The sequence below is a fragment of the Fibrobacter sp. UWB15 genome (assembly GCF_900177705.1).
Classification (GTDB): domain Bacteria; phylum Fibrobacterota; class Fibrobacteria; order Fibrobacterales; family Fibrobacteraceae; genus Fibrobacter.
Genome location: NZ_FXBA01000010.1, coordinates 81,382 through 108,337, shown reverse-complemented (window position 1 = coordinate 108,337; position 26,956 = coordinate 81,382). Strand labels below are relative to the sequence as shown.

Genomic DNA, 26,956 nt, shown 5'->3' with positions numbered 1-26,956 from the left:
TAAAGTCTTGGTCCCGTTAATCACGTTCGTATTATTGACTATTCCAAGAAATCTCTTGGACCCGTCACTAAGCACATCTCCGATTCCTTCAATCTTCCCGGCGGCCTCGCGGGCCTCCGTCTCGCGTTCGTTTGGGCTTGAACCCTTTCGTTCGCGGGTGAGGCCAATTATAGAACTTTACGCCGTGTCCGTCAAGGGGTTAAGGCAAAAAATTTCACTTTTTTTTCGATTTTTTTGAAATAACGGTATTCCGCCCATGCGCGACACAATCTATCAACACACTATAAACATAATTATGGAAACGCCGCTAGCAAAAAACCGTTTTGCCCTTCATAAAAGGCATTTAAAGAACACTAAAGCTCGATAGTCATACCGCAGCGCATCTGTTCGGCGCGGTCGCCCAGAACTTCGTGCAGGATTTCAAACGCACGATTTCCGGTGCAGTGCCCGGTATAAATCTTTTGGACATCCAATTCGCGCAGGCGCTCGGCAAAGGCGCGCACGACTTCATCTTTATAGCGGAACAAATGGAATCCGCCGAGAATCGCATAAATCTTTTGGCCGGGGAACGTAGCCTCAATCTCTTTTACGATATTATCTGCGCCACCGTGGCTGCAACTGTTCATGACAAATAAGCCCTTAGGCGTATCGAATACGAGACTTTGTTCGTGATCAAAACTATCATAGCGATACTTGCCGTTTTCTTTAACAGAAAGATGCGCTCGCTCGCCAATCGCAGAGAGGCCCGGTGTCTTATGCGGCACCAGGTAAACATTAGGCGCAATCTGCATATCGCCTTCAGCAAAGCAGATGCGGTCGGCAAAGCGCTTTAAAAAGCCCTTGTGAATTCCAATGTATTCGTGGTAAGTAAATCGGCCCAGCAATTTGTGTGTATGGTAGCAATTTTCGCCCGCACCCTTGCGCAAATAAAAAGGAGCAGTCTTGTTCGCATGAAAGAACTTAGCCATGCCATCGCTATGGTCAAAATGTGCGTGACTCAAAATACCTATATCAATCTTCGAAAGGTCCACGCCCATCACGCCCGCGTTTTTCGCGAACAAATGCGACGCTCCCGTATCAAGCAGGTAACGTTTGCCCTCGAATTCCACATACACCGACAAACCCCATTCGCCAAAGAGCTTGCGGAAGCCACAACAACTAGCAATGTTATCTATCAGGACCTGAATCTTCATATTACAAAAACCGGATTATTCGCAGTCAAGACAGGTCCATTCAACAACACCAGAACCGTAGTTATTAAAACGAGCGCGAGTGTAGCTTTCGATATCTATCAAGAATCCGATTTTGCCTGCATTCTTGGTGCAGCAACCATCGCAGTCGCTATCGGCGCACTTGTCGTAAACTACGGCATCAATCGTGTAGCCACCCTTGCGAAGTCTAAAGGTCTTTAATTTGTACGTATCCCAGTCTTTTTCATGAATGGCGATAATGTTATGTTCGCTAACCCATTCTTCGGTCTGCTGATCTTCGAGACCTGCAAACCAACCCGCCCAGGTGCAGCCATTATAGTCTTCACATTCTTCGCTGCCGGGTTCCGGCCAAGATGTATACCATGTAAGGGCCGCCCTATTCCATACAGTATCCGCAGAAGATTCGCTAGATTCGATTTCGGAGCTTGATTCCGGCGCCATTTCTGTGCTACTTGATTCCGGAACAGCTTCGGAGCTACTCGAAACGGCTTCTCCAGAACTGCTAGAAACAACTTCGGAACCGCCGAGTTCCTGGGCAGAAGAACTTTCCGGTGCTGGCGAACTAGAATTATCGTCACTGCATGCGGCGAGCAAAGCAAGCGCAAGAATTGCACTTCCTAAATAAAATTTCATTGAGCCTCCTTTTTGCCCAAGCGCTCTTTAAAGTAGTTTTCCGTCGCTAAAGGCGTTGCCTACGCGGCGTTCCATCACGTAGTATCCATGGCCTGCAGAATCGTAGCACACCGGCGCGAGCTTTTCAACTGAGAGCTTGCCGGATTCATCGAGTACGGAATCGTCGACAGACACATTCACGATTTCCCCGAGCAAAAGTTCCGAATCTTCGTTGTAGCTTACGAACTTGCATTCCAATGCGAGCGGAAGTTCCGCAATCAGCGGGGCATCCACATGAGCGCTCTTGACAGAGGTCAGGCCCGAATGAGCAAACTTGTCGGCGACCTTATTGCCCGACGTAATTCCCAAGTAATCGATTGCCTTGATGTTCTTTGCCGTCGCCATGCTCACGGTAAACGCCTTGCGGGCCAAAATATTCGGCATGGTCTTATGGCTGTGCGCCACGTAAATAGCCACCTGGTTTGTATCGCTAATGGAGCCCCAAGCGGCCACCATGGCATTCGTAGAACCGTCTTCGTTATACGTCGCAATCACCAAGGTAGGCTGCGGGTACAAGTAAGCTTTAACACCGAGATCTTTACGCATTGTTTACTCCTTTTAAGTTCTTGATTTACAAGATATAAAAATTTTCTGATTTCATCGCTATTTTTCTCTATAACACAAAGTGTGTTATTTAGAATCAAAAACTTGAATTAACCGGCTAAAAATCGGCGATTTTCGTAAAATTCAGCGATTTTTGTGTTATAAGAACATTGACTTTTGTAATTGCAGAATCTAGTTTTATAAATATGAAGTCGGTCCTCGAATACAGAGATTACCACGCATTTATGCAGGATTACTACGATTCCCGCAAAAAAAGCGGAGCATTTTCGTGGCGTGAATTCAGCAAGAATGCCGGTTTTTCGTCTTCAAACTACCTGAAACTGGTTTGCATGGGCAAAAGCAAACTGAGCAAGGTCAAAACAGCCCAAGTTGCCAAAGCCATGGGGTTGATTGGTCACGAAGCCGAATACTTTGAGCAACTCGTTATTTTCGGAAATGCCATAAAGGATAGCGTCAAAAAAACAGCTTTCTTGGAAATGTCAAGGATTGCCCAAGAGCACAAGGTTCGCGTTATCGATAGCGATGCATTCCAGTACTACGAATCCTGGAAATACCCCGTCATTCGTGAACTTGCCCCCATGATGCCCGACGCTCAGCCACGAAAAATCGCCGACGAATGCAAAGAGTATGTTTCGGCTGAAGAGATCCGCGACATTCTCGCTTTCTTAGTGAAAGCAGGATTCCTCAAGAAAGACGGCGATAAAGTCTATTCGCAAACTGAAAAAGCAGTCGTCGGTTCGCCAGAAGCCCTCCCGATCGCCATTCGCGAAATGCACAAGGAAATGGGCAGCATGGCCGTGCGTGCAGTAGACCGATACAACGCAAGCGAGCGCTACTTTACTGGAATGACGATCGGTGTTAACGAAGAAACCTATTCACGAATTGTTGACGAAATCAACATTTGCGCCAAGAAGATTGCCGCCATCGCAAACGAAAGCGACAACCTAAATCAAGTCTACGGATTGAATTTTCAACTTTTCCCTTTCACAAATAAGATTGAAGGAGAAAGCCATGCTTAACATTAAACAAAATTTCTACATGGCGGGAGCAATTGCCCTTATTGCGCTGGCAGCCTGCTCCTCGGACAGCCCTACCACTGCGGGCTCCACGACTATTCCGAATGCGACCGCCGAAAACAGCAGTTCTTCGAACAAGGTGACAACAAGTTCCTCGGACAACGCAATTACTAGTTCGGCAGACGAAGAAATCAACAGCAGTTCTTCGAATAACGAAGCAATTGCAAAACAGGACATCGTTTTCACCACATCGGTTACGGCAAGAAAGAAAATCGCCCAAGGCGAAGTCGTTGTTTACGGTGATGAAAATGGAGCGCACGCATCCTGTTCTGCCGGTAAATACGCTAGCACAAAAGAATACGACGCCAAAATCAGCATTGCAGATGGCAAAACTACAGAAAGAACTCTGTGGCTAAGAAACTTTGGTGATGCATGCAAGGATATTTTAAAATCATTTAAGGAATCATGCTCTATTGGAAAGACTGTTGTCTCACAGGATGCCGCATGCAACGACAACGGCAATTTAAAGGTATTCTGTTTCGCAACGAATACAGATAGTATAGGTGATTTTAATGTCATCATAGAGGATTTTACAAAACAATCCAACGAAATTTGCGGCAGTATAGCCGACGGCGTAGACTCAACAGAATATGACCTGCCGGTATCGGAACCCGACTCCAACATCAAGGCAAATTCAGACAGAAAATTCATCATTGCGCCCAACACCGAAAACCTAGAGGTCTCCGATGAAGAGCGAACAATCTTGGACAGCCTTGCAAAAGCTTTTCCGCAAAAATCCACGACAGACCCAATTGATGGAATGACGCGTTTCATCAATTACGACGCGCAATATAATTTCACAACGCCAAAAGAAAGATACACTATCCCCGAAGAAGACGATCCCAATTTCTGCACAATTGAGGAGTATAAAGAGGAAACTGGTTTGATTCGTTCAGTAATCACCAGTTCATTTAGAACTCTTCAAACGACTATGCTTCTCACCTCTGACAATTCTATCGCTTATTTGGCGTATGGCGAAATCGGCTCTTCCGTAGAAACGGTCAAGAATTTATTCCAGGCAGAATGCGAAGCGAATAATGGATCTTTCTATGACTACTATCCTTATGCGGAAAAGGTCGCTGTAGCATGTGCGGTAAAGAATTTTACAGGCATTCCTTTCGAGACAATTGTCAGCGAACAGCAAAGCCTGTGCGATAACGATTACAAAAACTTTTAAAGCTAAAAATCCTTTAGTTACCTAGAGCCTTCCCTCAGTCTGAACGCCACGCAGGCAATATCGACCACACGCGGGAGGCTCATTTCGCGGCTCATGCCCTGCGGCAGATTGCGGAAGCCCACGTTCTGGATTTTTTCGTAAAGTTTCCGGATAGTCGCGGCGACAGAATCAGCGCTAGCATCGGACGATTCCGAATTGCTGGCGGCGTTCTGCAGCAGGTTCAAAAGCACAAAGCCCGCACCCAAGCGCTGTTGCTTGTCGACAAGCGTGTTGAGGCGCGAAGTGTCGGACACCAGGAACCCAATTTGCAACAAAGTATCGCCCGAAAGTTTTACCTTGACTTGGCGCTCGACCGCAGAGGTGGGGCGCACAGATTTTTGCAAAGGTTGTATGTAGCCTACAAACGGGCGCGCGCTTGAGACCGCGACTGTAGACTGTTGCGATTCCGGCGACTGCGAAGACTTTGCGCATTCGGCCTTGTAGTTTGCCATGATGACGATATTGTCGGCAAGGTCGAGGTAGTCGCCGCAGGCACCTGCCACCAGAATAAAGCTGTAGCCCTGCGCCGAAATTTCACGAATGCGGTCAGTCAAGGGAATCAGCGGTTCGCGGTCATCGCCCAAGAGCTTGCGCACGCGAATGTCGCGAATCAAGAAGTTCACCGCCGAGGAATCTTCGTCGATCAAGAAAGTGCCAGCCCCCGCTTCCATAGCCTCGAGCAAGTTCGCGGCTTCGCTTGTTGAGCCCGACGCCGAAAGCGTATTGAAATTCTTAGTGGAAACGCCGCCCGGCAAGTCACGTACGAACATCGACAAGTCTGTACCGCGCACGCTGCGGCCGTCTTCGACGCCCACACGGAGTGCAGATTCATCAATCACGATTCCTTCGCGGCCGTCGCCCGGAATATGCGGGTAGACCGCGCGGGTCAAGGCCTGCAACAACGTCGACTTTCCATGGAAGGCACCACCTGTTATCACGGTGATTCCCTTCGGGATTCCCATGCCGCGAATTTCGCGACCGCACACGTTCAAAGTCACCGCCATTTGTTCGGGAGCGGTAAACGGCACCGCGCCTTCGAGTGGCAATTCGCTCAAGCCCGATGCTCGCGGAAGCATGGCACCGTCGGGCACAAAAGCACACAACCCACGGGTTTCAAGTTCGGCAAGAATCGCCTTGCGTTCAGCGAGCACGCGGTAATAATCTTGCAAAACCGATTCATCGGACTTGCTGTAATAAAGCCCCGCCGACACCAAGTCCGGCAAAACCATCGTCAAAATTTCGGCAGCGGCTTCGGCCTGAATCTTGCGGCCCTCGCCCGGGAGCCTTACCTGCAGACACGCCCGGAGTTCGCCGTTATCGATCCACAGTGAATTTCGCACCAGCATCTCGGGTCCAGCCGTATCGAATACGATTGCGCCGTCCTTATCGGGATACTTTTCTTTAACCAGTCGCGAAAGCTTGCGGTGCAAGAAATCGCTCAACGCCAAGCGACGTTCAAAAGAGCCGCCCCATTCGCCCGCGTAACCGAGCATCGAAAGATTCGCCCTGATCATGACTCTAGAGGCCGGTGCATACGGGTCGCCCTGCACATGCAGGAATTCCAGCGCAAAGTCGCCAAAATCCCAGGGTTTATCTGCCAGAGACTTGTACAGACCGTAATTTTTGCCGTTTAAAGTGCGAATTTTCTGGTAAAGGGCTTTCATATGTACTGAAAAGTAGTTTTTAATCCAGATTAATAAATAAGGTATCCAAACTTTTTCATAAAAAAAATTTAAATTCCATAAAAACTTTATATTTTTAGAACAAACAAACAGGAGAAATCCATGAAAAAGCTTTACGTTTTTGCGCTTTTGGTCGCATTCCTCTTTACCGTCGCCGTCGCTGACGACGACCCACCTCCTCGCGGTAAGGCAGCCACCATCACTATCATCACCAACCCGCCTAACAGCGACGTGTTCCTCGGTGGCGAACCTCTCGGCAAGAGCCCGATCGAAAATGCAAGTGTCAAGTCTGGCCGCCAGACTCTCGTGGTGATTGACCAGGGTTACGAACTGGTGAACCAGCGCGTGAACATTTGGCCGGGTAACGACAAGCGCAACGTATTTGACTTCGGCACCAAGATTCCTAAGGGTGCTATCAAGGTGACCACCATTCCGGGCAAGTGCCTCATCTACATCGACGGCGACAACGCCGACAAGACCGACGGTGCCGCACTCACCATCAACAACCTCGATGCCGGCGACCACGTGGTTCGCGCCGAATGTTCCAACCGCAAGTCTGCCGAAGCCCTCGTGACCGTGAAGGGTGAAGAAACCGTCGAAATTACTCTCGACGCTTCTGGCAAAAAGAAGAAATAATTTAGCGAAAGCGTTCTCTCTCGAAGGCTTAGCAACGCTCCTCGGCAAAACCGGAGGGGCGTTTTATTTATATTTAACGCAGCGTCTTTTTTGGAGAAAACATGAAACGCCTAGTTCTTTTCGCAATACTTTCCTTGATTCTTTGTTCTTGCGCAAACAAGTCCATGACTCGTTACGAAACGCTCGCCCCCGTCCTTAAAAAAGAAGGTTTCGAAGGCACGATTGCAAAAATCGAAAAGAAAAAAGAAGACCTTTACGGCGAGAAGAGTGCCTTCCTTTACCATTTTGACGAGGGAATGCTCTACCATTACGCCGGCAAGAACCAAGAAAGCATCAAGCACTTTGCACAGGCCGAACAGATTTACGAAGACCTGTACACCAAGTCTGTCACGAACGAAGCCGCAGCTATTGTCACCAACGATAATATTCGCCCCTACAGGGCACGCCCCTTTGAAGTGCTGATGATGTACCAGTACCAGATTTTGAACTACCTCGCCATCGGCGATCTGGACGGAGCTCTGGTAGAAGTCCGTAGGGCTCAAATCGCCTCCGAAGCCCTTTACCAGAAAGACAAGGAAAAGGTGAACGACAACGGCTGGCTGCGTTACCTGAGCGCCATCGTTTACGATATGGCCGGCGAAGAAGACGATGCCGCCATCGCCTACCTGAAGGCTGCCAAGGCATTTGAAGAGGGCAATGTGAAGATGCCCAAGGAAGTCTGGGAATACATCAATGAAAGCCTCACCAAAATGGACCGCGCAGACGACCTGAAGAGTCTCAAGACCGAAGCGCTCGCGAGCACGCCCAAGGCAACGGCCGCCCGCACCAAGGGCCAAGAAATCATCGTGGTGGGTTACGCTGGCCACAGCCCCATTTTGGGCGAAATGTACCTGTCAGGCACCTATGTGAGCGGCACCGCCATGAACCTCACCTATAAAGACGGCAAGACCGGAAAAATCAATACGTTTACCGTTTTCGCACCCCCTGTTGCAGGTGCCGGCAGCAATACATTCCATGTCGGGTTCGCCCTTCCCGAAAAGAAGGAATTGCCCCAGCGCACAAGCATGTTCAGCGTAAATCTGGACGGAACCATGCGCGTCACGCCCGAAAAAGTGGCCAATATTGATTCCGAACTCGAGCAGAACATGAAAGACGAGAACGCGACCACCGCGGTCCGTACCATTACCCGCGTAGTGCTCCGCACAATCGCCGCCCAAAAGGCCAAGAAGGCGACCAACACGGGCAACGGGATCTTCGACCTCGTGAAAAACATCGCCGTAGACGTGGGCCAGAGCCAGTTGGAACAGGCAGACCTACGTATCGGTCTATTCATGCCCAACACCATCAACGTGACCCGCATTCCGGTCGATGCCGGGGACCACGACGTGACCATTTCTGCTCTGGACGGTCAGGGAAGAGTCATCGGGGACTACAAGTTGGGCAAAATTAAGGTCGGTAAAGGGCAGAAAAAAATTGTCGTCGTTCCCTCGATTGACTGATTTTAGTATTTTATGAAAAAATAACATCCGCTTTTTGAAATATTAATGTAATTTCAAAGGCAAAGTTTAAGGAGCAAATATGAACTTAAAAGCTTTAGTCGCAGCTGGCGCATTGCTCGCCACCCAGTCCTTCGCCATTGTCGGCGTCGGCTTCCACTATGCCCCCGGTTTTGGCACCAAGATGAAAGCCGCTGAACCGGCTACCATCGCCGACAAGATTGAACTCAGCCACGAAGGCTTTGACGGCGTAATGCAAGGTTTCGGTTTCAAGGCATGGGTCGATATTCTCCCCGTGATCGATATCGAAGCCACCTTGAACATCCAGTTCGGCTCCTACGACGCATCTCTTTGGGTCGAAGACCCGACCTCGGCCAAGACCGAGATTCCGCTCGAAATTGAACTGGGCGGCACCCCGTTCGGCAAGGCAAATCCGAAGTTTGTCGCTATGACCGGAGACCTTTCTATCACCTACCCGATTACGTTCTTGCCGATTATTCGCCCCTATATCGGCGGCGGTCTTTCTTACCACCTGAACACCTTTGTCTTGAACCAGAAATTCGCGTCAAGTTTCATTCAGCCGAACACCTTCGAAGAAGTTGCGGCTATCGCTCTAGACCCGACTATGGACGATGCAGCCAAGTCCCAGGCTCTCCAGGCCAAAGGTCAGGAAATGAAGGTCCAGATTCAGGACAAGGCTCTTGACGAAGGTCTTAAGACCAGCATCGGCGGTCACATTCTTATCGGTACCCGCGCCAAGCTCCCGATTATCCCGATTGCCGCTTACGCCAACTTCAAATACTACATTGGCGGTGACTATCCGGAAGAAATCGACGCCGGCAACATGACCGCAGAAGTCGGTATCGGCCTTGCAATTTAATCATAATCCCAGGTAAAATAAATGACGACTGAAAATACAAGCACCACCAAAATTCTTATCATCGAAGATGAAATCGCCATTGCTGAAGGCCTGATCGACCTTTGCAAGTTGAACGGTTACAATGTCAAGCATTGCGCCGACGGCGAAAGCGGTCTCGCCGAAGCCCTCACCAAGCAGTACAACCTCGTTCTTCTGGACCTCATGCTCCCGGGCATGGACGGCTTCACCGTTTGCGACAAGATCCGCGAACAAGACAAGAGCCTCCCGATTATCATCCTTTCTGCTAAGAACGCCGATGACGACATCATCAACGGCCTCAAGTACGGCGCAGACGACTACATTCCGAAGCCGTTCTCCGTTCCGATGCTCCTGGCCCGTATTGACGCAGTGCTCCGTCGCAGCCGTCAGACCATGGAAAACGAAGGCAAGCTCATTGCCGGTAGTCTGCGCGTGAACTTCCGTGAATACACGGGTACCCGTGGCACCGAAGAACTCGCCTTCACCCGTAAGGAAATCGAAATTCTTGAATACCTGTGGCGCAACCGCGACCACGCCGTTCCCCGTTCCGAACTGCTCCGCAAGGTCTGGGGTTACGAAAATGCTGATTCTGTGGACACCCGTACCGTGGACATCCACATTACCAAGCTCCGCAAGAAAATCGAAGACGATCCTTCGCATCCGAAACTCTTGGTGACCTTCCGCGGTGAAGGCTACCAGATGCGTTCCGCTCCTGAATGCGACAAGTAAAGATTAAAGCAGCTCTTTCGTATATCAAAAAGCACCAGGCAATCATCACCGAACGCCTGGTGTTTATTTCCATTTTCTTGGTCATTGCAATTCCCCTGACCATCTTGTTCATCAAGACTTACGAGCAGTCCGCTGCCCTGGAAGAAAAGAAAATAGAAGAACGGATCGACGCCGCCTACGAAAGCCTGCGCCTGCGCCTCTCGTCGGACTTTAATATTGAAAACAGCCGTTCCTACAAAGACTACGGTATCTTGAATTCCATTACGGTGATTGGCGGTAACAGCCGACTTTTCTCGGAGTTCTTCTCGTTCCCGGATTCCAGCGGACCGTACTGCGACTTCGACTCGCTGTACCGCCAGTGCCGCAAGGGATTGCTCGGGCATTTCCAGATTTCGCACAGCGGCGAACTCCTGACGCCGTTCTACCCCGACACCAGTACCGGTATCGGAAAATCCATGTGGGACAACTTCTCGTTCGACGACCAGGAACAGCGCAAGAAAACTCGCGACTTGATTCAGTACCTGCTAATCAAGCTTGATATTCGGAACGGGCTTCCGAAGCGCACGGTACAGACCGTGGACTCCACCGAAGCCATTGACCAACTTTACGACGAAATCCCGGACTTGCAGATTCCGACCCGTGTAGAACTCACTTCTGAAGAAGAAGCACTGACCTACATGGCAGAAACGGCCAAGAACGACACGACTATCGCTCCCGATATTCCCGTATTCACCGGTAGCAATACCAACGTCAACATTACCGACCTGAAAATCCGGATGACGTCGGACTATATCGTATTCTTCCGCACGATCTATATAGGCATGCTTCCGATTGTGCAGGGATTCGTTGTAGACAAGGCGATTTACCTGAACTACATGACCCAGGAAGAACAGCTGGCCTATGCCAAGCTGCCTTACGCCATTGAACTGGTCTACGAAGACACCGTACTCCTGACCATCGGCAAGAACAACGCCGAATACGAACTGAGAACCAAGCGTCCGCTACCGCCGCCCTACGACAAGATCGTCTTCAAGATGTATTCCAGCGAAGTGAGCGGCTCTGCCGACATGACGATTCTGTTTAGCGGTCTGATTCTTCTAATCGTGGTGGCAGTCTGCCTGATTACCATTTACCGTTTTACCCAAAGCAAGGTGGCCCTTGCCGCCAAGCGTCAGGACTTTGTTTCAGCGATTACCCATGAACTCAAAACTCCGCTTACCGCTATCAAGATGTACGCCGAGCTACTACAGAATTCCTGGGTTGCAAGCGAAGAAAAGAAACAACGTTATTACGGTCAGATCGCAAGCGAAGCCGACCGACTTTCGCGCCTGATTCAGAACGTGCTTAATTTGTCTAAGCTCGATGGCAACCGCTGGAACGTGCAGCTCCGTAAGGAACGTCCGAAGGCTGTCCTTGACGACTTCGTGGCAACCTACAGCAAGAACATCGAAAAGCAAGGCTTTGAACTCACCGTTTCGACCGACACCGATGCAGACAACGTAGCACTCTTGATCGACCGCGACGCCGTGATGCAGATTCTGATGAACCTGGTGGACAACTCGCTCAAGTTCTCGAAGAATGCAAGCTACAAGATGATCAGCATCGAGCTCCGCGTGAACAACGGTGACATGTACCTTGCCGTACGTGACTACGGCCCGGGCATTCCGGCCTCTGAAATGAAGAAGGTGTTCCAGGAATTCTACCGTGTCGAAAACGAAATGACGCGTTCTACAAGCGGAACCGGTATCGGTCTTTCCATGGTGAAAAAGCTCTGCACGCTCACCAACATGAAAATCGAAATCGAAAATGCTGGCCCGGGTCTCAGAACCAAGATACACTTCCCGCCGCTCGACATTTAGTCATTTCATAATTTGAACTTTATTTAACAAGCATTGTAAAAAACGCCTCGGATTTAACCCGGGGCGTTTTAAGTAACAATTATCTAAACTAAATTGTACTACTAACCCCTCTATTTTTTAGTATTTTTTAAGATGCCTAGATGTATTCTAAAGGCAAAACGAGGAGCATGTCATGACTCAGGAAGACATTCTAAATAATCCGGAGAAGTACGACCTTTCCATTGAAACTGTTGGCAAGGGAACTTTAAAATCGCCCATGAAGGGCGTTCCGTTTGTGTCGGAGTCTGACCGAGTAAGCCTTACGGCCGACATTGGCCGAATCCAGCAATTCCACGAAAGCGGAAAGGCGATTCCGTCGCTCGAAGCGGCCGGCCCTCGCGAAACGATTTTCCACGACCCCGCCTGGACTCGCGCAGGCATCGTGACTTGCGGCGGACTCTGCCCAGGCTTGAACAACGTAATCAAGGGTCTTGTTCAGGTACTGTGGTTCGACTACGGCGTAAGGAACATTTTCGGCATTCCGTACGGCTACCGCGGTTTGAACCCGGCCTACGGATATTCCCCGATGATCCTGAATCCCGACGTGGTGGACGCCATTCAGGAAGACGGCGGTACCATTCTCGGAAGTTCCCGCGGAAACCAGGACGCCAAGGTCATGGTCGACACCTTGATGCGCCTCAACATTAACGTGCTGTTCTGCATTGGCGGTGACGGTACGCTCCGCGGCGCCCACGATATTGCTGAAGAAGTCAAGAAGCGTCACCAGCCCATTTCGGTGATTGGCATTCCGAAGACGATCGACAACGACTTGAATCTAATTGACCGCACCTTCGGTTTCGAAACCGCAGTGCTCAGTGCAACCGACGTGATTACCAGCGCCCACAACGAAGCCAACGGCGCCTTTAACGGCCTTGGCCTCGTGAAGCTCATGGGCCGCGATTCCGGCTTTATTGCCGCTTACGCAGCGCTCGCTACAACGGTCGTGAACATTTGTCTGGTACCCGAAGTACCCTTTACGCTTGACGGTCTCTTCAAGGCTCTAGAGAGCCGCTACAGCAGCGGCAAGACTCATGCCGTGATCGTTGTTGCCGAAGGCGCCGGGCAGGAACTGTTCAAGGATCAGCCAGAGCGCAAGGACGCGAGCGGCAATATTTTGAAGAACGATATTGGCGAATTCCTGACGCGTAAAATCAAGGAACACTTCGACAAGGTCGGCAAGGAAATAAACATCAAGTACTTTGACCCGAGCTACATGGTTCGTAGCATTCCGGCTCAAGGCACCGATGCCATTTTCTGCTTCCAGCTCGCCGAAGCCGCCGTACACGCCGGCATGGCAGGCAAGACCGACATGGTCGTCGGCAGCATGAACAACGCCTTCTCGCACGTGCCTATCGAATACGCCGTCAGCGAACGCAAGAAGATTAACCCGAACGGAGCGCTTTGGCACGCCGTTCTCGGCATCACACGCCAGCAGGACTACTTCTCCGGTAAGGGGAAGGGGAAGTAATCCCTAGCGGCATTCTGGACCCGGCGCAACGCGCCGAAACCACGAATGAGATGTTTGGATCAAAAAAGAGGAAACAAAAAGCAATGCTTAAACAAGAAGATAAGGTGTTAATTCGCACTGCACTTATGGAATATCGCTATCTTTTATTCAAGACCTATCACGGCACCAACGACGAAAAGTCGCGAATTGCCCAATTGAATAAAGTACTGCAAAATTGGCGAGTGTAGTTTCTGTTAAGGGGAAAATGAAAAAACTCTTGGTCACATTGCTGATGTCCGTTGCAAGCGTCGTATGCCTTGCAAACGAAGACCTGCGCATTGCCGATTCCTGCTTTAACGCCCGTGCAGAACATGCCATTGGCGACAAGGCGAATCCCAAGAACGCAAGGCTCATGATCGACAGCTACCGCAAGGCCATGAACGACGCCTCCGTAGAAGAACGCGCCACCGAAGGTTATGTCAGGAGTCTGTTCTTTGCATTCCGATTTGTGCACTTCGAAAAGCACCAGCGCAAGGCAAAGCTCGACAGCCTAAAGACTATCAGCGAAGCTGCCTACCAGAAGTTCCCGAAGAACAGGGAAATCGCCCACGTGTACGCAAGCGCCCTTTCGATGTGGGGCAACGAACGCGGCGCCCTCACCTCGGTTAAAGAAGGTGTTGCCACAAGGGTTCGAGACGTCGCCATTATGGCCGAAGACTACCAGGTGCTGGGACGTGCCCACTTCGTGCTGCCCTACGTGCCGCTGGTGCTTTCGTGGCCCGACAAGAAACTTGCCGACAAGTACTTGAGCCTCGCACTCGAGAAAAACCCGCGCGACTTATACAACTATTACTTTTTGGCAGAACTGCGCTTTGACCAGAAGCGTTACGCCGACGCGCTGAACATTATTGACCGCGGTCTTTCGCGCGGAATCCGCACCAATTTTTTCCTTGAAGACAAGCGTGGCCGCTGGCACCTGAAAGAACTCCAGAAACAAATCAACGCAAAGCTCGACAAGAAATAACCTAAATCCTTTAGCGAAATATATAACGCAAGAAGGCCGCGCCCCCAAAGGCGCGGTCTTCTTTTTGCCGAGAGAGTTTCTTTGTTCTAATACAGGGACCTAGAGGCCCAAGTCAAGCGCGTTTGCCTTGCCGCGGCGTACACCCCACAGGAAGTCCTGCGTACGGTTCACGACGGTCTTGGTCCCCACCCTGATGCGGTATTCCAGTCGGGCGATGTACACGCCGGTAGATACTAGTCTGCCATTTTCGGCGCGCATGTTCCAAGCGAGGAACAGCTTGCCGTTATTGTCGAGGCAAGTACCCCTGCCGCCTTCCTTGAAGATATCGCCGTTGCAGGTAATCACGTTGGAGTAGCTGTTCACGAATTCACCCAGGCTAGAGTAGTAGGTAGCCTTGTAGTAGAGTTCCGTGTTTTCGGCAACCGCCTCGACGATCTGCTTGATATCTTCCTTAGTGCCACGCTGGTAATGGTCGATGTTTCCCGAATTGAGGATCCCGTTCTTGTAGGCATCCACGATGACATCGCTCAAACCGAATTGTTTCTTGGCTTCGTTGATTGTCATTCCGCCAGCGTCAACGACAGCGATGATTTCTTCGATGGTGTAGCTCCTGGGCTGTGTGCCAGCCTTTTCGGCGGCCTTCGCTTCGTCCTTACTTACATAAGAGGGCACCGCCTGCACGGCCCTGGAGACTTCCGTAATTTCATTTTCAACAAGTTCCGCCATGTTCAGGTCGCCCAAGAAGTGCCCCTGGGTACCGTAAGCGGCAGCAGCCTGTTCTGCAGTAAGAATCGACGGATCCTGAATGATTCTTGGAACAGTGGATTCTTGGCTTCTGATAATTTCTCTGGCATTTTCGTATGCCGGGGATTCCGGATTCAGCGTCACGACGCCCGGACTTGTCACATTCACCTTCTGTTCACCCGTAATGCGAACCCAGGGGTTGTTCATATGCGGAGTCACATTCATCATGTCGTAGGCGAGCGTGAGGGACGGAGGCGGAGTGAAGCGTACGGAGTCACCCACAGCCGGAATGACATCGGTATCTGCACCCTTCGGGAAAATCAATTTCCAGCGGTGCGGAGCCGATACAGAAATGTCACTTGCCGTCTTGACCAAGGAATCCAGGATTCCGTTTTTCCAGACATGGAAGCGGAACACATCGGAACTTACATCAAGATTGAGAATGCTTTCGCTGAAGGTCAAGATCAACTGCGTGTTGCCATCCTTCATATAAGAAACTTCGGCCTTGTTCACGATCGGTCCGACCTGATCCTGAAGCTGTCCTTCTGCCGGGAATATAGACCTATTGTTATTGTCAATATAGGTGTACCAAACCCTGATCTGCCCAGTATAGACTTTTGCCAAGGTGTCGCCGGTAAAGGGAGCTGTTCCAAAACCGCTACCCTTTGCAACTACAATCGCTTCGTTAGAGCCATCAACATACTTGGGCTTGTAGGAGGTATTGAAATTCGAACCGAAGGTGAACCTGGCGGAATCCAGAATATTCTTTCCGCCCAGTTTTCCGTTAAACTTGATCCAGATGCTATCGCCACGGCCATCGCCGTCGTTATCGTACATGTAGGCAAGTTCAATCTGCGGTACAGGAGGCAAAGCGAAATTGATACCGGTCCAGGTCGCGGTGTTTGCAGAGGCCTGCCCCTTAACGTAGAGGGCGCCGCCCCAGACTTCACCCACCGCCTTCACATAGAACGAACCCTGGTAATTCCTGAGCTGGATTTCAGTGATGGGGTTACCCAAAGAGTCGCAAGGAATCAAAGCGTTGTCGTTGGTGGAAGGATAAACGATTTCGTTGGGATTTGCCCATTCGTCAGCGTACTGCACATAGACCTTGTAGGTCTGGCCCACCCACATGGTGTCTTTGCGCATGCTGAGCTGATAGACATCGCTGCGAACTGTTTCGCCCAGGACGTTTCCGACAGAATCGACATATACCAGTTTCGGCAGATCGTAGGCGCCAACAACGAAGTACACGTCTCTGTACTGGCTGTTGTCAGACCGCAGTGCGACGCGGATAAAGTAGGTTCCCGGAGCAAGACCATGATTCTTCTTGATGTCTTCCTTGTTCACATCAAACGCATCGAAATCCTTGCTGATGACAATACCGCCAAACCACAGACCAGCGGAATCCAGTTCCACGCCTTCGTCGGGCAGGTTGCCGCCAAAGAGCGTAAAGACAGAGGGGCCGCGTTCCAAGGAGAGTTCCGTTTCGCCACCGCCGAAGTCGCAGGCGAGTTTGCTCTTGCGGACTCTCTGGTAGATTTCCTTGCCAATCACGTTCGGGTCGTCCGAAGCGTTCTTGAGCATGATGCTTGCTTCAGTCTTCAGGTCAATCGAAGTATGCATACGGAAGTTCGAAGAGCTCGTATGACGTTCGGCGTAGAAGATATGGAACGGATAAGTTTCGCCTTCCGTAAGTCCCAAGGTATCGAGATTGACGGCGCCGCGAACTTGGGCGTGCTGACCACCGATATCCACCACCAGCTTGTTATTGATGAACACCCACACGTCGTCATCACCCAAGAAGTCGAAATACTGGCCCGGCACGTATTCGAACGTTGCCTGGATCTTCATGGTGAATCCGAAGTTATGGTTCCTGTTATCGCTACCCCCTCTCAGCTGGTCGTAATAGGGGTTAGGAATCGATTCACCTTCGTCCAGGTACTTGAAGTCGTCCAGAAGGAACATACCGCCGCGATTGGCTTCGTTACCCTTCGAAATAGCGTCCTTCGAAATTTCGGCAAGCCAGAAACCTTCATCGTCCATGGAGATGTAGAGGTCGCGGCAAGTCATATTGGTGTATTGATTGCCTTGATCGTCTGTGGCGAGAACTTCGGGCAAGAACCAGTTAGCCAAATGTTCGGTAATCTGGCATTTCTCAGGGAACGGAGTTGCAGGAACCGGAACACCGTACGGGCCGAGTTCTGTTGCAACCATGCCAAGCATGGGGCTACCGCTACATCCGCCAGAACCGAAGTCCGCACTGATACCATATTCAGGATTACCATTGCCACGTACGCCATCACCCTCACTACCGTGCAGCCAGTCGAACATCATGACCGGGAGCTTTTTCAAGGGGCAATCGCCCAGAATGCCTGCGGGACGCTGGGAATAGACTTCGGGGGCGCCTTCCTGGTTGCCCTTGACCCAAATCGTATCGCTCAAGGCTGCCACAGAATCGAGGCTAATTTCTGTTGCGGTAGTAGGTTCTATTTTAGTAAGGCCTTCGGCGCCGACATAGTTACCGCCAATAGTCTGCTTAAAGTAGACGTTCAGATTTTCAGATGCCTTTGCCGATGTAACAAACCAGCCGCAATACTTATCCATTGCGGACATCGTAGAAACAGAATCGCCGTTCACATACAAAATGGCGTTGGTGTTGGACCAAGGAGTAAAGAAGGTGACGTACTTTCCGCCCCTTGTCGGCGGGGGATTGTCCCTGCCGGGCCCATCACCGGGATTTTCACCCGGTTCCTGACCGGGACCTCCGGGGTTTTCACCAGGAATCGGAGCCGAAGTAAAAGACCATTCACCGGAGCGCTCTATCTTGATATAGACAGAATAGTCGCTTGCGAACAACTCTTCGGCATTGATTGTCGTCAAGGGTTGCGGACTACGACAGGATCGATCCGTGTAGAACCTGATCGTACGATTTTCAAGAGTGTTCGTACTAAATGAAATTCCATTTCTGGTGGAAGTACAGGACTTGTTCTGAGTACGACCTGTATAGATCGTATAGTAGAGGTTTTGGCCTTCGTAGCTTACGTCAACAGAAAAGTCCGCAGCCAACGCCGCGGTCGCAAACAAAGCGAGCAAACTAGTTGCTCTCTTGAACAAATTACACCTCATCCACATCTCCTGGGTTTTTGGCCCAACTGTACGTATATTTATAATCTTTATAGTAGAAATAAATTTTTTTAGTAAAAAAATCAACACGGCACCCTGAAAATGCCGTTAATTATGCTTAACAATTGTGTAAAACAAGTGTATTTTAGGGAAATCCCCCCGTGTACGGGGCAATTTCTCCCAAAAAATCGGGCTAGAGGCCAAAGTCGATGGCATTTACCTGGCCGCGACGCACGCCCCACAGGAAGTCCTGCGTACGGTTGACGATGACCTTGGTGTTCACCTTCACACGGAAAATGAGTCGGGCGATATAGACGCCAGTTGCGGCCAACCGTCCGTTATCGGAACGCATGTTCCAAGCCAAGAAGAGTCGGCCGCCATTTTCGAGACAGTTCTGCTTGCCACCTTCCTTAAAGATGTCGTCGTTACAGGTAATAGTACCCGAATGACTATTCACGTAATGGCCCAGGCTCGAATAGTAGATTGCCTCGTAACGCAACTCGGTCTTGTCAGCGACGGCACTCACGATTTTCTGAACGTCAGCCTTGGTTCCACGTTCGTAGTTACCCAGGTTTTCACTATTCAGCAGATTGTTCTTGTAAGCATCCACGATGACTTCGCTCAAGCCGTATTGCTTTTTGGCTTCGTTGATCGTCATGGTACCGGCGTCTACTGCGGCAATGATTTCCTTAAGCGAATAGCTCTTGGCCGGAACGCCCGTTTCTTCTTCAAGCTCTACGTCTTCCTTGCGCTTGTAACCGTCGGACTTGTTCTGCACAGCCTTCACGATTTCGGCGATTTCGTTTTCTACAAGTTCTGCCATGTCCAAGTCGCCCAGGTAATGTCCCTGCGTACCGTACTGTGCAGCCACCTGGTCCGCCGACATGGATGTCTCGGCAGAAACCAGCTTGGGCACGGTCGCTTCGGGGCTCTGGATAATCACGCGGGCGCTGTCGAAGGTTTCCGATTCGGTAGAAAGGCTTACCACCTTCGGGCTGGTCACGGTCACCTTCTGTTCGCCGGTAATGCGAATCCAGGGGTTCATTTCGTGAGGACCGACTCCGACAAGGTCGAGAGCCATACCCAACTGTGACGGCGGCATAAAGCGTACGGAGTCGCCTACGGCAGGAACAATATCGGTGTCGAGACCCTTCGGGAAAATCAGTTTCCACTGATCTTCAGGAGAGGTCAGAATGTCACTTGCACTCTTGATGATGGAATCCTGGACGTTGTTCTTCCAGCAATGGAACCTAAACAATTCGGTGTGGGCGTCGGTGCCGTCAATGCCTTCACTGAAGGTCAATGTCACCTGCGTATTGCCGTCTTTCAGGTACTTGACTTCGGCGGCGGTAATCACTGGGCCTACCATATCCGTCAAGGAACCGTCAACAGGGAAATGAGCAATCTTGTTGTCTTCGTCAATGTAGGTGTACCAGATGTTGATCAAGCCGGCATAAGGACTGGTCTTGCCACCGGTAAAGATATTCGATTCGAAGCCCGTTCCCGGAGCGGTAATCGAAATAGAAATATCACCGATGTTGTAATTGTCGACCTTATATGCGACCTTGGTCGCCTTGTATTCTTCGTAGTCTTCCTGGAACAGGAACTTGATCGAATCGATACTGGTGCGTGCGTCGATCGGCTTAGTGAGCTTAATCCAGATGCTGTCGGCGCGGCCGTCACCTGTACGGTCGTAAATATAGGCGTTCTCAATTTGCGGAACCGGCGGCACCGCGATGTTGATCTTGGTCCATTGAATTTCCTTGTTCTTGGAGCCTTCGGTCGAGATGGTGAGCACCCCGTCAATCACCTCGTCGGTAGCCTTCACAAAGAACCTTGCTCGGCCACCCATCAGCAGCACCTGGTTGATGGGGTTACCCATGGCGTCGCAAACGATGAGGTTCGGAGTTGAAGTCTTGATGTTCACGGCGATGCCGTTATAAATGATAGCCCATTCTTCGGCATACATGATGCTGACGGGGTAAGACTGTCCGGCCCAGAGTTTTTCGGATTTGTCCCTACTCAAGTTGATGGGCAAGGTGTCGCTAGAAATGCTGCGGCTCAGTTCATCACCAAAGGGGCTCCAGTATTCCGTGAAGTTCAGGGTATCCTGGGTATCGAAATCCACGATGGAGTAGATGGAATCCTTCACGTTTGCAAAGGCAATGTTGGGCAATTCATAAGGTTCAATAGTGAAGGGAATATCCTTGTAGTCATCCGGATTGGTCTTGAGACGCACGCGGACATAGTAGTTTCCCGGCGGGAGCGCCTGAGCCTTCGTGATCGCCTTGGTATCGATGGTAATCATGGTGAAGTCGTTTGTCACGGTAATGCCGCCGTAGTAAGCGGAATCGAGTGTCTTGAGAGCGACGCCATTCTTGTCGAGGCTCTTGCCGTAAAGGGTAAAGTTAGACGGGCCACGTTCGGTGTGCTGCTTTTCGGGGCTAGTGGAAAAGTCGCAAGCGAGAACCGTTTCGCGCACAATCTGCCATACTTCCTTGACAATCAACTTCGGGTCATCCGAAAGGTCAGTCAGGAACATACTCGCTTCGGCCTTCAAGTCCATGGAGGTGCGCATCTTGAAGTTCGATTCGTTGCGGTGACGTTCGGCGTAGAAGATGTGGAAGGGGTATGTTTCGCCAGGAATTAGCTTGTCTGCAGGATTATTCTTGCCGATGGTGTCGAGTTTGACCTTGCCCTCGATCTGCGTATGCTGGCCGCCGATATCCACCACCAACTTGTTGTTGATGAACACCCACACATCGTCGTCGCCCAGGAATTCAAAGTACTGGCCAGGCACGTATTCGAAGGTGGCCTGGATCTTCATGGTAAAGCCGTAGTTGTGCGTCCCGTAGTCAGAGGAAATGTTGTCGTACATGGGGTTCGGCACAGTGCCTGCCGAATCGAGGAACTGGAAGTCGTCCAAGAAGAAAAGACCTCTTTCAGGGCTTTCGGTATTTTTCTGGCCGAACCAGAAGCCATCGTCGGTGAGCGAAAGTTCAAGGTCACGACAGGTGGCGTTGGTGTAGCTATTGCCGGCGGCATCGGTTGCGACAACTTCGGGCAAGAACCAGTTGCCGAGGTGTTCTGTAACTTTGCAGTTGCTCGGGAAGTTTGCAGCAGGAACAGGAACGCCGTTGGGGCCCAGTTCTCGTTCGACCATGCCCTTCATAATCTGGTGACCATTGTCGTTCTTGCATCCACCGGTACCGAAGTCCTGGCTTGTGGTGCCGGCCTGGGCCTTGGTGTTTTCTTCGTCGCTGCCATCGCCATGCAGCCAGTCGAACATCATGACCGGGAGCTTCTTGATGGGGCAGTCGCCGAGTTCGCCGGGGAATTCCGTATAGAGTTCGGGTTCGCTGTACTTGGAACCCACAATCCAGACGGTATCGGAAATTTGCAGCAGGGAATCCAGCTTGATTTCCTGTTCCACGGGGATTTCTTCCTTGGAGGCGCCTTCGGCACCGATATGCAGGTCACCGATGGTCTGCTTGAAAGACACGTAGGCGTCTTTGGGGGTCAGTACGGCGCGGTATTCGAACCAGCCGCAGTAGGGACTACCCACCGGAGTCGTGTAGTCGGCCTTGCCGTTCAGCATGATGACCACACCCGTATTGCTCCACGGAGCGAGGAAGCGGATCGTCTTCTTGGCAGGTTCCACAATGACCGGTTTGGTCGTTGACTTTGTCAACGTGCCGTCGGGGTTAATCTGGAGCCAGACCTGGAACACCTGCTGACTGTCGACGCCGTTCTTGTACTCAGGGAACAGTTCGGCGAGGAAGGGTTCGTGGCCTTCGTTCAAGTAAGAGGCGCAGGAATCCTTGCCCTCGGCGCAGAAAGAGCCGAAACGCAACTGGCGCACGTCTTCTCTACCCTTTCGGTCGGAACCTTCAAGGCGTTCCTGAGTGAAGCAGACTTTAAACGTACCGTCGTCTTCTTTGCTCAACTGCTTGTACTTGAAATTGGCTTCGTTATCGGCGTAGAAAAGGTTATTGCCATCGTAAATAACATGGGCTATGGCAACACAGTCCTGCGCAAATGTGTTAACAACTAAAAGGGTCAAGCACAATGCTAAACCCCGGAAAAAGTTTTTGCACTTCATCCGTTCTCTCCATGAATGTCCCACACACAAGACACAACCAGCATAAAAATAGGTTATTTTACAATACCTATCTGAAAATAAACCTTTACCAGGTGGTCTTTTTGCGGATTTTATAAGGTTTATGGAGAGAAGTTCAATAAAATCCACTAATTAAATACAAAAAGCGAGGCCTGCGGGGTATCAAAATCCTAATTTTTAGGAGGAATTTACAAATCAACAGGAGTTTTTTATGAATCGAGTGTATTTGGTCGCCTCCGCCAATATGGAAGCCAAAGTCAAGGAAGTCATGGATGCAGTCGCAGGTGCCGGCCTAATTGCAGCCGCCTACAAGCCCTGCGTGAACGGTGCCGACGCCGTCAAGGAACTGAAGGCCCACAATTCCGCCGTGCTTATGGAAAAGATCGCGGCCGACTTTCTTTCGCAGGACTTTGATTCCGTAGACGCCGTGGTGGTCGAAGGTGCACAGGGCATGAGCGACGTGATGGCCCAGAAGTACAATGATTCCTTGGCAACCGCCCTCGATGCAAAGATTTATTCTGACGGCGAAGACGCCGACTTGTTCTGCCCCAAGCGCCTGCTCGCTTGCTGCAAGTGCCTCGCTGCAGACCTTGCCGCCGAACCGGCCGAACGCAAGACCAGCCAGGCCATGTTCCGTGCAGGCCTTCTCCTCAAGGCTTCCAAGGCTAAGAAGCGCATCGTGCTCCCCGAAGGTTCTGAACCGCGTACCGTGCAGGCCGCGAAGCTCGTGATTGACCGCAAGATTGCAGTGCCGGTGCTCATCGGCAAGAAGGACGAAATCTTTGCTGTTGCCAAGGAACAGGGTGTAACGCTCCCGGCTGATATCGAAATTATTGAACCGTCTGCAGAACTTGCCGAAAAGTATGTGCCGACTCTCGTGGAACTCCGCAAGTCCAAGGGCATGACCGAAGACCAGGCCCGCGCAGCACTCGCCGACAACGTGATGCTCGGCACCATGATGCTCAAGATGGGCGAAGTCGATGGCCTTGTTTCTGGCGCCATCCACTCCACCGCTGACACATTGCGCCCCGCTTTGCAGGTGATCAAGTGCGCTCCGGGCGTGAAGTCCGTGAGCTCCGTGTTCTTTATGTGCATGCCGGACAAGACTTACATTTACGGCGACTGCGCTATTAACCTGAACCCGACTGCCGAAGAACTCGCCGGCATTGCCCAACAGTGCGACGACACCGCCAAGGCCTTCGGCCTCCCGAGCCGTGTCGCCTTGCTCAGCTACAGCACCATGAACAGCGGCAAGGGCCCGGATGCAGACCTCGTGCGCGAAGCCACCAAGATCGTGAAGGAAGCCCGCCCCGAAATGCTCGTGGATGGCCCGCTGCAGTATGACGCCGCGACCGTGCCGAGCGTCGGTTCCCTGAAGGCCCCGGGCAGCACCGTCGCCGGCAAGGCGACCGTGTTCGTGTTCCCGAGCCTCTCTGCCGGTAACATCGGCTACAAGGCCGTGCAGCGCAGTGCCCATGGCACGATTGCCATCGGCCCGATGTTGCAGGGCCTCGCCAAGCCGGTGAACGACCTCAGCCGCGGCGCCCTCGTGGAAGACATCGTCTACACGATTGCCCTTACAGCAGTTCAAGCTAACTAAGACCGCTCGCGCCCAATCGTACTAAGTACGTACCCAGAGCGCTCGCTCTCGCAACCACGCCTCGTTAATACGAGGCGTTTGTTGCTCACGGTAAAACCGCTCGAGTCTAAATTCGAAACTATATACAAGAAGCGCCTCGTCTAACGAGGCGCCTTTTCTTTTTTCAAACAGTTTTTACTTTACGGAAATGGTTCTTGTGATTCCGCCGATAGATATCAGGTAGCGGCCCTTGTTAGGCAAGCTTATTTCAAAATCGGGCGCATTGATTCGCGGATTTGCAAATCCTGCGACAGGAATATTTCTGCCCTGAATATCGAATACGTGGAACGGCGCACCTACGGCAGCGCCCGTGATCTGAACCTTTCTACCCTGAGTTGCAATCGTAAAGGAATTGACGCTCGGCTTGAACGCAACCGAGGTACGTCCGCCATCGTAGCCTTCAACACCGGCACCATTCAGGAGCGGATACGGATCGGTGCCGACCTTCTGGCCCCATACGTGGCCGTCTACGCCTTCGGCGCTATAATTGTACAACGCCCAGGCAATAGAACCGTCAGCGAATTCTTCGGGCGAATTCTTGCTAACTGAACCTTCGCAAGTCGATTGGTTGCGGAAAAAGACATTAGCCATCACTTTGGGAAGCGCTTGGCAAACGTCGAAAGCATTTTCGCTCATATTGTAAGAATTGATGATGGAAAGACTTTCCGTTTTTGTTGAGAATCCACCACCCTGTATGGTTTTCTTATTGTATGAGTCGTAGATTTCAATCTGGCCTATATTGTACGAATTGATTATCGAAGTATTTTCATTAATACCAATTAAACCACTAGCATTGCACCTAGATGCCATACTGTGTGAATCAGACTGAGTTTGAATTTTTCCATCATTATGAGAAGTCGATATAGTCAGTTTGTAGCCACTTGCTTCAGCAATAAGGCCCGATGCAATGTCGGCGGTAATTGAAGCACGGTTATAAGAACCAGATACTTCCAGTGAATCGACAAAAGAGAGACCTAATAAACCTCCAGCCATATTATTGCAATATCCCCCAGAGCTCAAGTCGATATCTCCCGCGTTGTACGAATTCGATATTACTACATGCCTGGAAGCTATTCGACCAATTAATCCTCCGACCTCTCTTCCGGCGGAATATTCGTTATATTTGTTTCCAGTTATTCTTGCCGCATTGTAGCTTTTGTCTATAGTAAACGCAGTCATTTTTTCCGCAGTTCCTATCAACCCGCCTGCATCGACCAATATATAATCCGCGATATCTATAGTTCCCTTGTTATTGGAATTGGATATGGCAATGGATGATTCGCTTCCGGCACGTGCCATCAAGCCACCCATAATGGCTTTGTCACGAATTGATGAGTTAGGATACATTTTCCCTGAATGATAAGAATGGTCAATAGAGATTTTCACGGAATCATTATTTCCGCCTACAAGCCCGCCAATTTCGCGTCCAACAATGGTCATGTTAACATACGAGTGAGTTATAGACAAATTCGTCTTTTCTACGACTGCACCAACAAAGCCTCCTACACGTTCCTTTCCTTCAATGTAAGAATCAATAACGCCCACACTGTCAATAGAAACAACCTTATTTTCTGCGCTTTGTACTTTGCCAAACAAACCGACGTCGTTTCCAGCAGAATTCTTCAGGTAAAGTCCGCTAATCGTATGTCCCTTGCCGTTGAACTTTCCCATGAAGGGCTTGGCAGCCGTTCCAATCGGTACCCAGTACAGCAAATGGTCGGCATCCTTACGGAGTGAATCGGTTGCTGTCAACACGTTTTTGTTCACGACAATGTCGGCAGTGAGTTCGCCACAGGCATCCTGTTCTATTTCATAGCCGTCCTTGCCGCTAACAAGGTAGGAGAATCCGTAGAGTTCGTTTGCACTGCCAATCTGATAGCATCCGTTGACCTTTTGGGGAACCTTCGCCTCGAACCATTTTGCATACATCGTGACACTGTCCCATTGTAGTATCGTAAGCGGCTCCGTAAACATGGCAAACGGAATAAAGAAGGTGTCTTGAGCGTCTTTTTCCAACATCCAGCCCTGGAAAATATGGCCGTCCCAATGTGTCGAATCTTTCCAAAGATAACAGAAATCGAAAGTTGAACAGACTCTGTCGAAGTATACACCGGGGCCACCATTCATGTCTGCAACAACACGGTAAGTGTTATAATCGAATTCCGCTTCCAATGAAAGGTTCATGTCGGGCATTTCAAACACGTACACGCTGTCTTCTGTTTTAATTTCAGTTCTTGAAGAACCGCTGCGGTCGTACCATTTTTTCCAATGGTAACGTTCTACCGGCATAGGCGTCATTTTAACGGAATCGCCAACGGCAGCCGCAAGCAGGAACTTGGTCTGCTCCGGATCGGTTACAATGGCATAACCATGAACAATATTCTGAAGTCCGAATCCCGTTTCAAGCCATGAAATCTTGCGGACGTTTTCGGATTTTGCATATTCGGCATTGAATGTTACGTCGCCCTTGATGTCTGCCACGCAACTGTCAGGAACGCAATACCTGATTGAAGAACCTTCACCTTTTAAAGAGGCGCTCGCCCAAGTGTATCCGCTAGGCGCAGAACACTTGACGCTAACAGAATCCTTAACTCCAGACGCGGTGCAAGAACCGCCTTCGGCTCCTGTATAATTGTATGTGATGGTATATGCATTGGCTAGCGTTACAAGCGTAGCAATAGTGAAGAATAACCACTTAAACATCATTTCCTCCTTTTCTCTCAAATATAAAATCCCATTTACAAAAAAACAAGGCCGCTCGGTTGAGCGGCCTTGTTTAAT

Annotated in this window: 17 protein-coding genes; 10 read left to right on the top strand and 7 right to left on the bottom strand. The window is 50.6% G+C overall.

Annotated elements, in window-relative coordinates; genetic code table 11:
• Window positions 1-353 precede the first annotated feature (353 nt).
• From B9Y58_RS12600 to B9Y58_RS12590, 3 genes are read right to left on the bottom strand one after another with little or no spacing between them, the layout of a single operon-like run.
• Entirely contained in the window at window positions 354-1,193 is an 840-nt protein-coding gene (locus tag B9Y58_RS12600) for an MBL fold metallo-hydrolase (protein ID WP_073057518.1), read from the bottom strand.
• A gap of 15 nt (window positions 1,194-1,208) precedes the next feature.
• Window positions 1,209-1,844, bottom strand: coding sequence for a hypothetical protein (locus B9Y58_RS12595; protein ID WP_233247961.1), 636 nt, complete (start codon window positions 1,842-1,844; stop codon window positions 1,209-1,211).
• Window positions 1,845-1,871: 27 nt separating this feature from the next.
• Entirely contained in the window at window positions 1,872-2,429 is a 558-nt protein-coding gene (locus tag B9Y58_RS12590; protein WP_073057516.1) for a flavin reductase family protein, read from the bottom strand.
• A 203-nt stretch (window positions 2,430-2,632) separates the two neighbouring features.
• On the opposite strand from B9Y58_RS12590, the gene B9Y58_RS12585 reads away from it, so the two are divergent.
• Window positions 2,633-3,466, top strand: coding sequence for a TIGR02147 family protein (locus B9Y58_RS12585; protein ID WP_073057513.1), 834 nt, complete (start codon window positions 2,633-2,635; stop codon window positions 3,464-3,466).
• A complete protein-coding gene (locus tag B9Y58_RS12580) occupies window positions 3,459-4,700 on the top strand; it encodes a hypothetical protein (RefSeq protein WP_073057509.1) in 1,242 nt (413 codons plus the stop codon). Before B9Y58_RS12585 ends, B9Y58_RS12580 begins: the two co-directional genes overlap by 8 nt.
• A 17-nt stretch (window positions 4,701-4,717) precedes the next feature.
• Here the strand turns inward: B9Y58_RS12580 and B9Y58_RS12575 are convergent, their stop codons facing one another.
• A complete protein-coding gene (locus B9Y58_RS12575; RefSeq protein ID WP_073057506.1) occupies window positions 4,718-6,403 on the bottom strand; it encodes an ABC-ATPase domain-containing protein in 1,686 nt (561 codons plus the stop codon).
• A 120-nt stretch (window positions 6,404-6,523) separates the two neighbouring features.
• Here B9Y58_RS12575 and B9Y58_RS12570 point away from each other — a divergent pair, with 120 nt between their 5' ends.
• The 7 genes from B9Y58_RS12570 (at window position 6,524) to B9Y58_RS12540 (ending at window position 14,549) form a co-directional block, all read left to right on the top strand.
• The gene (locus B9Y58_RS12570; protein ID WP_073057503.1) at window positions 6,524-7,057 is read left to right on the top strand and encodes a PEGA domain-containing protein; all 534 of its coding nucleotides are present in this window, start codon (window positions 6,524-6,526) and stop codon (window positions 7,055-7,057) included.
• Between the two features lie 101 nt (window positions 7,058-7,158).
• Window positions 7,159-8,556 carry a COG3014 family protein gene (locus B9Y58_RS12565; protein ID WP_073057500.1) on the top strand — a complete coding sequence of 466 codons (1,398 nt, stop codon included), beginning with the start codon at window positions 7,159-7,161 and terminating at the stop codon, window positions 8,554-8,556.
• A 79-nt stretch (window positions 8,557-8,635) separates the two neighbouring features.
• Entirely contained in the window at window positions 8,636-9,433 is a 798-nt protein-coding gene (locus B9Y58_RS12560) for a hypothetical protein (RefSeq protein WP_073057497.1), read from the top strand.
• Window positions 9,434-9,454: 21 nt separating this feature from the next.
• On the top strand, window positions 9,455-10,180 hold the full coding sequence (locus B9Y58_RS12555) for a response regulator transcription factor (RefSeq protein WP_072801161.1): 726 nt from the start codon (window positions 9,455-9,457) through the stop codon (window positions 10,178-10,180).
• A complete protein-coding gene (locus tag B9Y58_RS12550) occupies window positions 10,168-12,039 on the top strand; it encodes a sensor histidine kinase (RefSeq protein WP_073057494.1) in 1,872 nt (623 codons plus the stop codon). Before B9Y58_RS12555 ends, B9Y58_RS12550 begins: the two co-directional genes overlap by 13 nt.
• 172 nt (window positions 12,040-12,211) lie before the next feature.
• Window positions 12,212-13,546 carry an ATP-dependent 6-phosphofructokinase gene (locus tag B9Y58_RS12545; RefSeq protein ID WP_073057491.1) on the top strand — a complete coding sequence of 445 codons (1,335 nt, stop codon included), beginning with the start codon at window positions 12,212-12,214 and terminating at the stop codon, window positions 13,544-13,546.
• A 244-nt stretch (window positions 13,547-13,790) separates the two neighbouring features.
• Window positions 13,791-14,549, top strand: a complete 759-nt coding sequence (locus B9Y58_RS12540; RefSeq protein ID WP_073057488.1) for a hypothetical protein — start codon at window positions 13,791-13,793, stop codon at window positions 14,547-14,549.
• 99 nt (window positions 14,550-14,648) lie between these two features.
• On the opposite strand, the gene B9Y58_RS12535 is transcribed toward B9Y58_RS12540, so the two are convergent.
• Together B9Y58_RS12535 and B9Y58_RS12530 are read right to left on the bottom strand one after the other, a co-directional pair.
• Window positions 14,649-18,419, bottom strand: coding sequence for a fibro-slime domain-containing protein (locus tag B9Y58_RS12535; protein WP_073057485.1), 3,771 nt, complete (start codon window positions 18,417-18,419; stop codon window positions 14,649-14,651).
• 190 nt (window positions 18,420-18,609) lie between these two features.
• Window positions 18,610-22,479: a fibro-slime domain-containing protein gene (locus B9Y58_RS12530; RefSeq protein ID WP_159450070.1), complete on the bottom strand. Its 3,870-nt coding sequence runs from the start codon at window positions 22,477-22,479 to the stop codon at window positions 18,610-18,612.
• 268 nt (window positions 22,480-22,747) lie between these two features.
• On the opposite strand from B9Y58_RS12530, the gene pta reads away from it, so the two are divergent.
• On the top strand, window positions 22,748-24,136 hold the full coding sequence (gene pta, locus B9Y58_RS12525) for a phosphate acetyltransferase (RefSeq protein WP_073057478.1): 1,389 nt from the start codon (window positions 22,748-22,750) through the stop codon (window positions 24,134-24,136).
• Window positions 24,137-24,310: 174 nt separating this feature from the next.
• On the opposite strand, the gene B9Y58_RS12520 is transcribed toward pta, so the two are convergent.
• Window positions 24,311-26,878, bottom strand: a complete 2,568-nt coding sequence (locus tag B9Y58_RS12520) for a hypothetical protein (RefSeq protein WP_073057529.1) — start codon at window positions 26,876-26,878, stop codon at window positions 24,311-24,313.
• Between the last annotated feature and the right edge of the window lie 78 nt (window positions 26,879-26,956).

Bases quoted from the DNA above. Each gene is read 5' to 3' on its own strand.
- B9Y58_RS12600 (WP_073057518.1), bottom strand. From the start codon at position 1,193: ATGAAGATTCAGGTCCTGATAGATAACATTGCTAGTTGTTGTGGCTTC.
- B9Y58_RS12535 (WP_073057485.1), bottom strand. From the start codon at position 18,419: ATGAGGTGTAATTTGTTCAAGAGAGCAACTAGTTTGCTCGCTTTGTTT.
- B9Y58_RS12595 (WP_233247961.1), bottom strand. From the start codon at position 1,844: ATGAAATTTTATTTAGGAAGTGCAATTCTTGCGCTTGCTTTGCTCGCC.
- B9Y58_RS12550 (WP_073057494.1), top strand. From the start codon at position 10,168: ATGCGACAAGTAAAGATTAAAGCAGCTCTTTCGTATATCAAAAAGCAC.
- pta (WP_073057478.1), top strand. From the start codon at position 22,748: ATGAATCGAGTGTATTTGGTCGCCTCCGCCAATATGGAAGCCAAAGTC.
- B9Y58_RS12545 (WP_073057491.1), top strand. From the start codon at position 12,212: ATGACTCAGGAAGACATTCTAAATAATCCGGAGAAGTACGACCTTTCC.
- B9Y58_RS12580 (WP_073057509.1), top strand. From the start codon at position 3,459: ATGCTTAACATTAAACAAAATTTCTACATGGCGGGAGCAATTGCCCTT.
- B9Y58_RS12540 (WP_073057488.1), top strand. From the start codon at position 13,791: ATGAAAAAACTCTTGGTCACATTGCTGATGTCCGTTGCAAGCGTCGTA.
- B9Y58_RS12590 (WP_073057516.1), bottom strand. From the start codon at position 2,429: ATGCGTAAAGATCTCGGTGTTAAAGCTTACTTGTACCCGCAGCCTACC.
- B9Y58_RS12575 (WP_073057506.1), bottom strand. From the start codon at position 6,403: ATGAAAGCCCTTTACCAGAAAATTCGCACTTTAAACGGCAAAAATTAC.
- B9Y58_RS12560 (WP_073057497.1), top strand. From the start codon at position 8,636: ATGAACTTAAAAGCTTTAGTCGCAGCTGGCGCATTGCTCGCCACCCAG.
- B9Y58_RS12585 (WP_073057513.1), top strand. From the start codon at position 2,633: ATGAAGTCGGTCCTCGAATACAGAGATTACCACGCATTTATGCAGGAT.
- B9Y58_RS12520 (WP_073057529.1), bottom strand. From the start codon at position 26,878: ATGTTTAAGTGGTTATTCTTCACTATTGCTACGCTTGTAACGCTAGCC.
- B9Y58_RS12570 (WP_073057503.1), top strand. From the start codon at position 6,524: ATGAAAAAGCTTTACGTTTTTGCGCTTTTGGTCGCATTCCTCTTTACC.
- B9Y58_RS12555 (WP_072801161.1), top strand. From the start codon at position 9,455: ATGACGACTGAAAATACAAGCACCACCAAAATTCTTATCATCGAAGAT.
- B9Y58_RS12565 (WP_073057500.1), top strand. From the start codon at position 7,159: ATGAAACGCCTAGTTCTTTTCGCAATACTTTCCTTGATTCTTTGTTCT.